This window comes from uncultured Parabacteroides sp. (assembly GCF_905196875.1).
In the GTDB taxonomy this organism is placed as follows: domain Bacteria; phylum Bacteroidota; class Bacteroidia; order Bacteroidales; family Tannerellaceae; genus Parabacteroides.
In genome coordinates, this window is sequence record NZ_CAJJWO010000025.1 from 62298 (window position 1) to 68764 (window position 6467).

The window sequence follows — 6467 nt, forward strand, 5'->3', positions numbered from 1 at the left end:
GAAATATTTTTATCTCTATTGGCATATTGGCACATTATCACATCGACATATTATTCATTCATGATGATAAGGTTCATTATTCAAGATCGTCATTGCCCGGTAAACCTGTTCCACAAAGATTAAGCGGATCATCTGATGCGAGAAAGTCATTTTGCTTAATGAGATCTTTTCTGAAGCAGCTTTATAAACAGCCTCGCTAAATCCATAAGGGCCGCCGACAACGAAGACCAGGCGCTTCGAAACCGTATGCATCTTCCTTTCAATATAAGCAGAGAATTGCATCGAAGTAAACTCTTTACCCTTATCATCCAGCAAAACCAACTGATCGCCGGCCTGCAACGCCTTTAAAATCAGTTCTCCCTCCCTCTCTTTTTGCTGTGACTCCGACAAATTCTTTACGTTCTTTATATCCGGAATAACCTCCATTTCAAATGGAATGTAATGGACTAAACGGTTCTTATATTCATTGATTGCCTCTACAAAATAACCGGCATCCGTTTTACCTATTACGACCAGTGCAATTTTCATTCGTTTACATTATTAGTATTGAAGGCGCTAATTTACAGGAAAAATACATACCTTTGCATCAGAAAACTCATAAAAAGAGGAGATAGCTTATGAAACGATTATTACTTACATTGGCATTGATACTCTCATTTTTGAGCGTCATGGCGGCCGATATTACTCCTATATCAAATGCCTTCAAAGGAGGAAATGCCTCTTCACTGACAGGAGCGATGGACCAGGAAGTAGACATAGCCTTGCCCGGCTCTTCCAAGAAATGTAATGGAAGCGAAGCTGTTAAGATGCTTTCTACGTTCTTTGGCAGCAATAAACCTACAGGTTTTTCCGTAGTTCATCACGCAGATAAAAAAGATGCCGGCTTCTTTGTCGGAAAACTTCCGACAGCCTCTGGCGAATATCGTGTGAACATCACTTACCGTGCCGACGGCGACAAAGCGATTATACAATCAATCAGAATAGAATAACAAATGGATCAGTTAATTGACGACTTAATTAAATTATCGTTTGCCGAAGATATCGGCGACGGCGATCATACAACTTTATGCTGCATTCCCGAAACAGCCATGGGAAAGAGCCAGCTTATCATTAAAGAAGATGGTGTTCTGGCCGGCGTAGAGATGGCAAAACGTATCTTCCACGACTTCGACCCGGAACTAAAAATGACTATCTTTATTAATGACGGTGCAGAAGTAAAGAAAGGTGACATCGCTTTTACTGTAGAGGGAAAAGTACAGTCTCTATTGCAGACAGAGCGTCTGATGCTGAACGTTATGCAGCGTATGAGCGGTATCGCTACGACTACCCGTAAATATGTTAAAGCATTGGAAGGCACCAAAACCCGCGTATTGGATACCCGCAAAACAACACCGGGTATGCGTATGATGGAAAAAGATGCTGTAAAGATCGGCGGCGGCGTTAATCACCGTATCGGGCTTTTCGATATGATCCTGTTGAAAGATAATCACGTAGACTTTGCCGGTGGCATCGAACAGGCTATTACCCGTGCACAGAACTATCTGAAAGAAAAAGGCAAGAACCTGAAGATAGAGATCGAAGTACGTAACTTCGACGAACTGCAAGAAGCCATGAATGTGGGCGGTATCGACCGTATCATGCTCGATAACTTCAATATTGAAGATACAAAGAAGGCAGTCGAAATGATCGGCGGACGCTTCGAGACAGAGTCATCCGGCGGTATCACATTCGATACACTGCGTGACTATGCAGAATGCGGTGTCGACTTTATCTCTGTTGGAGCACTTACCCACTCGGTTAAGAGTCTCGATATGAGTTTGAAGGCTTGCTAAGAATATTTACAAGGCGGATAGTTTGACTATTCGCCTTTCTTTTTCTATATTTGCCACAGTATTAACAAAACAACTATAAACTATGAAGAATGTTACGGCAGTTCATGGGCGTAAAATGCCCGATAAACTTAAATTTCTAACACGAATAAGCAGGAAAACCAAAAAGGCCGTTTATTTAGAAGCCAGCAAATATATTAGTGATCTTACTAAGTTGATATTCGGCGGAGTTCTTTTAACGAATATATTAAACTTTAATATTGATAAAACTATTATCTTTGTAGTAGGATTATTCGCAATTATAGGTTTCATCAGCCTAAGTTTATTACTATTTTTAAAAGGAAAGGAGTAAATTATGGGATTTCTTTATTTATGCATAACATGCATCGTTATATCAGTTGCATTCTTTATCTGGCTTTTGACACCAGGAGGGCAAAGATGGTTGAATGAGAAATAACGACTTACATTAACTAAGATATACTAAAAGGCGGATGGTTCCGCCTTTTTTATTTTTACCCAATACGAGTAACTTCATCATCCTTCAACCGGTATCTCTCACCGCTTTCCGGGCAAACAGCAAAACCTTCCCCATCAAAATGCAGCCGATGACCATACTCGCTCACCCAACCGATCTGTTTGGAAGGATTGCCTACCACCAGAGCATAAGGCAAAATCTCTTTAGTAACCACCGCTCCGGCACCGATCATGGCATACGCTCCGATATTATGTCCGCAAACAATCGTGGCATTCGCGCCAATCGTAGCTCCCCTACCGACATGCGTTTGCATATATTCGTTTTTACGGCAAACGGCACTCCGGGGATTGATTACATTTGTAAACACACAACTAGGCCCCAGGAAAACATCATCCTCACAAGTCACACCCGTATAAACAGAAACGTTGTTCTGCACCTTTACATTATTACCCAGAACGACTTCCGGTGATATCACCACGTTCTGTCCGATATTACACCGTTCACCAATCGTACAACCCGACATGATATGGGAGAAGTGCCAGATACGGGTATCGTTGCCAATCGTACAACCGGGGTCGATAACGGCTGTTTCGTGTGCCTGATAAGTTGCCATAAGAGATTATTTATAGATTAAGAAAATAGTCGGTTTCTTACTCAGATCGGGCACTTTTCCTGCCCAATCCTTTACGGGACGGGTATGGATATACTCATCTTCGCAGGTGATATCCGATGCAATACACAACTTCGTTGAAGGACGGCAGGTGCGGATCAGCTCCTCAGCCAGCTTATTGTTGCGGTAAGGCGTCTCGATAAAAAGCTGCGTCTGGTTTTCCGAATAAATACGCCCTTCCAGTTTCTTGATCGTATTGGTACGTTCCGATGCGTCGATAGGCAGATAGCCATGAAAGGCAAAGCTCTGTCCGTTGAAACCGGAAGCCATCACCGACATCAGGATGGAAGACGGCCCCACCAACGGCACGACCGGATAGTTCTTACGCTGGGCAATAGCCACGACATCCGCCCCCGGATCAGCCACTGCCGGACATCCTGCTTCAGAGATAACGCCAACGTGTTCACCCTTCGCCAACGGAGCCAGATAACCGGCTACGTCTTCCGGTGAGGTGTGCTTATTGAGTTCATAAAAAGTCAGGTCGTCGATAACGATAGACGGCTCCGTCTTTTTCAGGAAACGACGGGCAGTACGTATATTTTCTACAATAAAATATTTTATCTGAAGGATGATCTCACGGTTATATTCAGGAAGAACCCGACGATGTTCAGTCTCCCCCAATGTAACCGGTATAAGGAAAAGCGATGCTTGCATACTGTTAGTTTTCTGCAAAGTTAGTACTTTTGCACCAAACAAACAGAATAAGATGGCACTTCCTATCGATTTTATCACACGTACCCGTGCCTTATTAGGCGACGAATATGAGAAACTGGAAGCCGCATTGCAGGCAGATGTTCCCGTAAGTATCCGTATCAACCCAAAGAAAGGGACGAAAGCACCGGAGACTTCACGGGTAGCCTGGAGCGAAACAGGATATTATTTACCCGAACGCTTGTCGTTCACTTTCGACCCGCTGTTCCATGCCGGAGCTTATTACGTGCAGGAGGCCTCCTCCATGTTTCTGGAACAAGCCATACGCACCTTCGTCACCGAGCCGGTCAAATGCCTTGACCTCTGTGCCGCGCCGGGCGGGAAATCCACCCATCTGCTAAGCACCTTGCCCGAAGGCAGCCTGCTGGTCAGTAACGAAGTGATACGCAGCCGCAGCAATATCCTGGCCGAGAATATCACCAAATGGGGTAATCCGAACAATATCGTGACGAATAACGATCCCGAGGAGATTGGCCGCCTCACCCACCTGTTTGACGTGATCGTCACCGATGTACCCTGTTCCGGCGAAGGCATGTTCCGCAAAGACACCGACAGCACCGGCGAGTGGAGCGTGGCTAACGTGAACCTTTGTGCTTCCCGCCAGCGGCGTATCATCCATGATATATGGAACGCGCTTAAACCGGGTGGTCTATTGATATACAGCACCTGCACCTACAATACAGAAGAAGACGAGGACAACATACATTATATATTGGAAGAACTGGGAGCTGAAGCCCTGACCATTCCTATTAAAGAAGAATGGCTGATCACAAGCGCACTACGTTACGATCATCCGGTCTACCGCTTCTTCCCGCATAAGACCAAAGGGGAAGGTTTCTTCCTTGCCGCCTTGCGCAAAGCCCCTGGTGAAACGAATGAGATCCGTCCTAAAAATAAAAACAAGAAAGAAAAAGGGAAAGCCTCGCCAGCCATCCCTTCCCTGGTAAGCAAATGGATAGAGGGAGCAGACAAGTTCCGCTTCGAACTGATTAACGACACCATCCAGGCCATTCCATCGGTTCATTATGAAACCTGGCAACTGATTGCCGCTCAACTCCGGATCGTCACAGCCGGGATACGCATCGGCGAGCTGAAAGGAAAAGACATCCTGCCTGCCCATTCGCTGGCATTAAGTACATCGTTGAACCGGGAAGCCTTCACCTCCGTCGAGATCAGTTGGGAAGATGCTGTCAAGTACCTGAAAAAAGAGGTCTTGCTCTTGCCCGAAGAGACGCAGAAAGGATATGTATTGGTTTGTTACAACGGCTTTCCACTGGGATTTGTCAAGCATCTGGGCAACCGGGCTAATAACCTCTATCCCCAGGAATGGCGTATCCGTAGCGGATACATCCCTGAGCAGGTATTGTTGCTGCCAACCCCTATCCGAAATTAACAAACGAGTGTTGCCCGACCAGGCAAACCATCTTTGCGTGATCGGGCAAAGGCGGTTATTCCGGCAGAGTGTCAAAACGGGCTGTATGAAGGGCAGCTTCTATCCTGCGTATATAATTGCGTTTGGTTGTTTCCGGAGCATACACCAGCCCCTCGGTTACAATCACACGCTGTTTCCGCGTATCCAGAAAGGCATGACTGACAAACGGACCGCCCATCTTATCGCCCACCATCTTCCACAGTCCGCGCAGCACGCCACGGTATTTTTCATTTTGAATGATCGGTTCATAACTCAGTTCGACACGCGTTTCGGTTGCCATATATGAATTTGGGAAAGCCCCGGGCAGGTTGTGTTTCAGAACGGAATCGCGTTTGGCTACCAGGTAATCTTGCGTAAACGTATGCTCGTCTGTATAAGGAAAAGAATAAACGATCAGGTCAACACGGCCGGTATTGGCATTGTTCGAAACCCACAAAAAATCAGTTGTATCTTTATAATAGGTCATATCTTCCGGCGCATTGATCCGGATACCGAATTTCTCCTGCGCTTTATCCATGGCCAACCGGCTATAATGTTCCTTCAGAATAGCGATCCGCCGGTCTTTCTCGATACGGCAAAAATGGTTGACAATATCGGAGTCGTGAAGGGTAAGATAAGTAACCAGATCCTGATCCGACGGGGCGCAAAGCTTTATCACTTCCTGATTTTTCGCCCACTTATCTTTCTCTCCGTTCAACGACACTGCGGTATATTGGGTTGGATCGATATCGACAATAAGGATATTGCGGACATACATGAGCAGATCGTTAAACGTTTCTGTCGGAACAAAAGTAACCCGCATGGATGGTTCATTTTGAGGAAGTCCGGCAACCGGAGAGTTAAGTTGTTCTTTTACCATATCACCGACCTCGCTGTTTCCGACCTCTTTCGTCATGACAACAAGGACTTCATAAGGCAAACCTGTTGCCCGTTTCTCCACGATGGACGAATTACAGCCTACCAGAGTCAGCAGTCCCGATAAGCAGAGAGTAAATAGATGTTGTGTTCGCATAGCATTATCTGTTTGTTTTACTTCAAAGAGAATTATTAACACCGGCAAAGGTAAAGGAGAAAAAGAAAACGAAGAAAGAATCGCACCGGACAAAGACAAATATCACTAACAATCTATATATAAACAAAATAGCAACTCAACCAGCCTAAAAAAACCTCATTGTCAAGACAAAGAGAGAGGTGGAAAAACGCTAATATTGCCAGTTTTGAATGTTGTGTTGTTGGTATGGGCGTTTTGCGAAGAGGATATAAGGAAACCCGACAAATGGTCGGCAGCTTTTTCAGAATGGGTCGGCAGCTAAATAAAATGGCTCGGCACCCATTTGAAATAGCTCCGGC

8 protein-coding genes are annotated in these 6467 nt (G+C 45.3%); 4 read left to right on the forward strand and 4 right to left on the reverse strand.

Features of this window, described 5'->3' with window-relative positions; translation table 11 throughout:
* Positions 1 to 54 precede the first annotated feature (54 nt).
* Positions 55 to 528: a 23S rRNA (pseudouridine(1915)-N(3))-methyltransferase RlmH gene (rlmH, locus tag QZ076_RS10525; protein ID WP_293713178.1), complete on the reverse strand. Its 474-nt coding sequence runs from the start codon at positions 526 to 528 to the stop codon at positions 55 to 57.
* Positions 529 to 617: 89 nt separating this feature from the next.
* Here rlmH and QZ076_RS10530 point away from each other — a divergent pair, with 89 nt between their 5' ends.
* From QZ076_RS10530 to QZ076_RS21995, 3 genes are all read left to right on the forward strand, one after another.
* A complete protein-coding gene (locus tag QZ076_RS10530; protein WP_087880576.1) occupies positions 618 to 989 on the forward strand; it encodes a DUF4783 domain-containing protein in 372 nt (123 codons plus the stop codon).
* A gap of 3 nt (positions 990 to 992) precedes the next feature.
* Positions 993 to 1832 (forward strand): carboxylating nicotinate-nucleotide diphosphorylase, encoded by an 840-nt coding sequence (gene nadC / locus QZ076_RS10535; RefSeq protein WP_293713180.1) that lies wholly within the window; start codon positions 993 to 995, stop codon positions 1830 to 1832.
* 115 nt (positions 1833 to 1947) lie between these two features.
* Entirely contained in the window at positions 1948 to 2181 is a 234-nt protein-coding gene (locus QZ076_RS21995; protein WP_365325342.1) for a DUF6722 family protein, read from the forward strand.
* Positions 2182 to 2341: 160 nt separating this feature from the next.
* On the opposite strand, the gene QZ076_RS10540 is transcribed toward QZ076_RS21995, so the two are convergent.
* Positions 2342 to 2917 (reverse strand): acyltransferase, encoded by a 576-nt coding sequence (locus QZ076_RS10540; protein ID WP_293713182.1) that lies wholly within the window; start codon positions 2915 to 2917, stop codon positions 2342 to 2344.
* 6 nt (positions 2918 to 2923) lie between these two features.
* On the reverse strand, positions 2924 to 3628 hold the full coding sequence (locus tag QZ076_RS10545) for an SAM-dependent methyltransferase (RefSeq protein ID WP_293713184.1): 705 nt from the start codon (positions 3626 to 3628) through the stop codon (positions 2924 to 2926).
* A gap of 52 nt (positions 3629 to 3680) precedes the next feature.
* On the opposite strand from QZ076_RS10545, the gene QZ076_RS10550 reads away from it, so the two are divergent.
* Complete coding sequence (locus QZ076_RS10550; RefSeq protein ID WP_293713186.1) at positions 3681 to 5078, forward strand: rRNA cytosine-C5-methyltransferase; 1398 nt, start codon at positions 3681 to 3683, stop codon at positions 5076 to 5078.
* 55 nt (positions 5079 to 5133) lie between these two features.
* On the opposite strand, the gene QZ076_RS10555 is transcribed toward QZ076_RS10550, so the two are convergent.
* Complete coding sequence (locus QZ076_RS10555) at positions 5134 to 6129, reverse strand: DUF4837 family protein (protein ID WP_293713188.1); 996 nt, start codon at positions 6127 to 6129, stop codon at positions 5134 to 5136.
* Between the last annotated feature and the right edge of the window lie 338 nt (positions 6130 to 6467).

Coding starts and splice junctions, on each gene's coding strand:
- QZ076_RS21995 (WP_365325342.1), top strand. CDS start 1,948: ATGCCCGATAAACTTAAATTTCTAACACGAATAAGCAGGAAAACCAAA.
- QZ076_RS10555 (WP_293713188.1), bottom strand. CDS start 6,129: ATGCGAACACAACATCTATTTACTCTCTGCTTATCGGGACTGCTGACT.
- rlmH (WP_293713178.1), bottom strand. CDS start 528: ATGAAAATTGCACTGGTCGTAATAGGTAAAACGGATGCCGGTTATTTT.
- QZ076_RS10540 (WP_293713182.1), bottom strand. CDS start 2,917: ATGGCAACTTATCAGGCACACGAAACAGCCGTTATCGACCCCGGTTGT.
- QZ076_RS10550 (WP_293713186.1), top strand. CDS start 3,681: ATGGCACTTCCTATCGATTTTATCACACGTACCCGTGCCTTATTAGGC.
- nadC (WP_293713180.1), top strand. CDS start 993: ATGGATCAGTTAATTGACGACTTAATTAAATTATCGTTTGCCGAAGAT.
- QZ076_RS10530 (WP_087880576.1), top strand. CDS start 618: ATGAAACGATTATTACTTACATTGGCATTGATACTCTCATTTTTGAGC.
- QZ076_RS10545 (WP_293713184.1), bottom strand. CDS start 3,628: ATGCAAGCATCGCTTTTCCTTATACCGGTTACATTGGGGGAGACTGAA.